Here is a 2,695-nt window from a genome sequence, read left to right on the forward strand (position 1 = left end):
ACCAAAAGAACAGACAAAACAAGAAAACGCGGAATCCCTAGAGAAAAAAGAGGCAGAGGCTGTAGAAAAAGAGTTATCACGCTACAATCAAAGGTTTATTTCTTGGCGCAATGGATTTAAAACTTATGAAAATAATAACTCTGTGGGCGCAATGTATGAGCGGTATATTGGATATTTGATTGAATCAAAACTTAAAACAAGTGTTGTTTATAATGGTAGAATAATGGGGTTTGATGATGAGGGGGTGGATTTATACTATTATAATGAAAGCGGGAATAAGGTTATCGTGCAGTGCAAGTGCTATGCTAGAAAGTCTATACACAATAAAGAATTAAGGGCTTTTGTGGGGGCTAGAGAAATGGAAAGACAAAAGGAGGGGGGCGAGTGCTTTGCTTCCTTTTACGCGCATTCTGATATATTAAATGACGAACAAAAGGACTTTTTGCGAAATGCAGGGGTGAGCTATGAGGTGATTCCTTATAGTGTGGATTATCCTAAAATCAAATATAGTGCAAAAAGAGATAAATATTTTTTGCCTAACCATAAAGAGTATGATAGGCTGGGTTTCAAAGAGGATAATATTTTTTATTTTGAAACCTATGAATTTATGTCGCATTTAATAAAGAGGGCAAAAGATATGATTGCTGAAGACAACAACACGAATCCCACACCCAATTAGACGCGTAATTGGGGTTTATGAGATTATTTATAAGAGGATGTAAATGGGAGAATTTTTTGAAAAATTGGGGAGTGGAGGAGGAAAATAATGCTTAATCTTATTAGTAGCGATGTTGTAATGATTGTTTTGAGTTGCTGGGGATACTTTATTAATGATTATGAATGGTCTTTAGTTGCTGGTTTAGCTTGGCTAGCGGTGAGGATTCTTGGTGTTGTGGTGATGATGATTTTTTCTGCTGTTAAATTTTTAGAAAATTTTATAGGTTTTGCGATTCTAGTTTTTGGCATAATTTCTTGGATTTTCGTCATTGGCGTTTATGTTGCTTTTTTATCGTCATTTTGAGTCGCAAAAGCTGGATAAAATCAATATCATTGGAATTGTGCGTGCAAAGCTTAGCGTGAAGGTGTATTAAGGGGTATTCAAAGCCCCTACGCTTAAGGCTTTGAAAGTTAGATTGTTTAAGTCTCTCTTTAGCGTAGGTAGCTTATAATTTCAAAGGTTTTTTAAGAATGCTTATTTAGGCTTTTATAGCTTGGATAAGCAAAAGTAGCAAGACTAAAATCAATACTAACTCTATCATCTTTAAACCTCCTTCCTCAAAGCAAAGAGATTCAGACCTTAAACATTGGAAATACACATTTTTTGTATTAAAATTCACAAGTGGAACAATCTCTTAAAATGCTTTACAAAATCGCAGAATTAAAAGACTTTCGCACATTAAAAGAGATTCTAAGTCGCTAGGATTCTATAAACCCCACACCCATTAATGAGTAAAGAAGCGGATTTGTGCTAAAATTAAATAAAGGATAACAAGATGAAAAAGTATGAAGCAGTGATTGCCTACATTGTGAATAGATTTAATCAAGAGGGCGTTAAAAAAACAAAGATTTTCAAACTTTTATGGTTCGCACATAGGGAGTTTATGTATCTTTACTCTAAAGAATTAAGCGAATTGAAATTTATTAGACTTAATTATGGTCCCGTCCCAAAGCTTGCAAAAAACAATGCGCAGGATACTAATAAAAAACACGATAGAATCCTTGAAGATATGGTTAGAGATGGGATTTTAAAAGTAAGTGGCGGAAATTACACTTGCTTAAAAGAGCCTATGAATCTTAGTGATACAGAAATAGCGGTGATTGACCAATGTTTAAATGCTTATGGCGCAATGAGTGCAGCACAATTATCAGAAGTTAGCCACGATAGACAATGGTCTGCTTTAGAAAATGGCGATATAATGCTTGTAGAGGGTGTTTTTGCTAGGGATTTTTTAGAGATTGGAGATGATGAACTAGAAAGAATGCGCGCGCAATATCAATGAATCAGCAATTGGAGCAATATTGATAATATTAAAAGGCATTACGATATAGATAAAGGTGAGCTATTAAAGGTTACACAATGGATAAATCAGTATGGAGAGCCTTTTTATCATAAATTAACGGGTGTATTGCACTCTATTAAAATTGGAGCGGCTACGGGAGTAAAGGAATTAAACCAATTCAGCAGTGTTTCTAAGAGTGAATGCTTTATTGTCGTCTTTAGGAAAGAGGACATTGTGTTAAACAACACTAAAACAACTAAATGCGTCTTTACTCGTATAGATTTAAACCAAAAAGCAAACTTAAAGCGCGATTGTTTCTCGTCATTCTAGCTGACTACCTTAGAAGTGGGTAGCTTTGGCACGAATCGGCAGATGAATGTAAAACGCTAAAGTAGTATTTTTGTATCTTTAAAATATAAATTGCTAAATTTTTATACAAATTTTAAAGCTTAAAGTTTGCAAAAATCATTCGTAAAAAGTCTATTAAATATCACAATCAACGCTATTACAACACATTAAAGAATTCTTATAGATAAAACTAATGTTTGTATTGTCTTGACTTTTAAGAAAATTTTGTTATATATTATCACTTCGCTTTAAGGCTTTCTATTCAACGCTACTAAAGAGCGTTAAATAGATCCTCAAAGCTTCAGTGGCTCTAATGGTAGTATAAAGTTTCTTTTATGCTGCTTACA

General features: G+C 33.9%; 3 protein-coding genes. All 3 read left to right on the forward strand.

All coding sequences use genetic code 11. The features are described from left to right. Positions 1–679: restriction endonuclease (locus tag MRZ19_RS06695; protein WP_291031530.1), on the forward strand; the 679-nt coding region annotated here is incomplete at its 5' end. An 87-nt stretch (positions 680–766) separates the two neighbouring features. Then, complete coding sequence (locus MRZ19_RS06700; protein WP_291031531.1) at positions 767–1,021, forward strand: hypothetical protein; 255 nt, start codon at positions 767–769, stop codon at positions 1,019–1,021. A 472-nt stretch (positions 1,022–1,493) separates the two neighbouring features. After that, positions 1,494–2,000 carry a Panacea domain-containing protein gene (locus tag MRZ19_RS06705; protein ID WP_291031532.1) on the forward strand — a complete coding sequence of 169 codons (507 nt, stop codon included), beginning with the start codon at positions 1,494–1,496 and terminating at the stop codon, positions 1,998–2,000. Positions 2,001–2,695: the final 695 nt, after the last annotated feature.

The sequence above is a fragment of the Helicobacter sp. genome (genome assembly GCF_022770205.1).
Taxonomy (GTDB): Bacteria; Campylobacterota; Campylobacteria; order Campylobacterales; family Helicobacteraceae; genus Helicobacter_D.

Excerpts from the sequence above, each read along its gene's own strand:
- MRZ19_RS06700 (WP_291031531.1), top strand. The coding sequence starts at position 767 with ATGCTTAATCTTATTAGTAGCGATGTTGTAATGATTGTTTTGAGTTGC.
- MRZ19_RS06705 (WP_291031532.1), top strand. The coding sequence starts at position 1,494 with ATGAAAAAGTATGAAGCAGTGATTGCCTACATTGTGAATAGATTTAAT.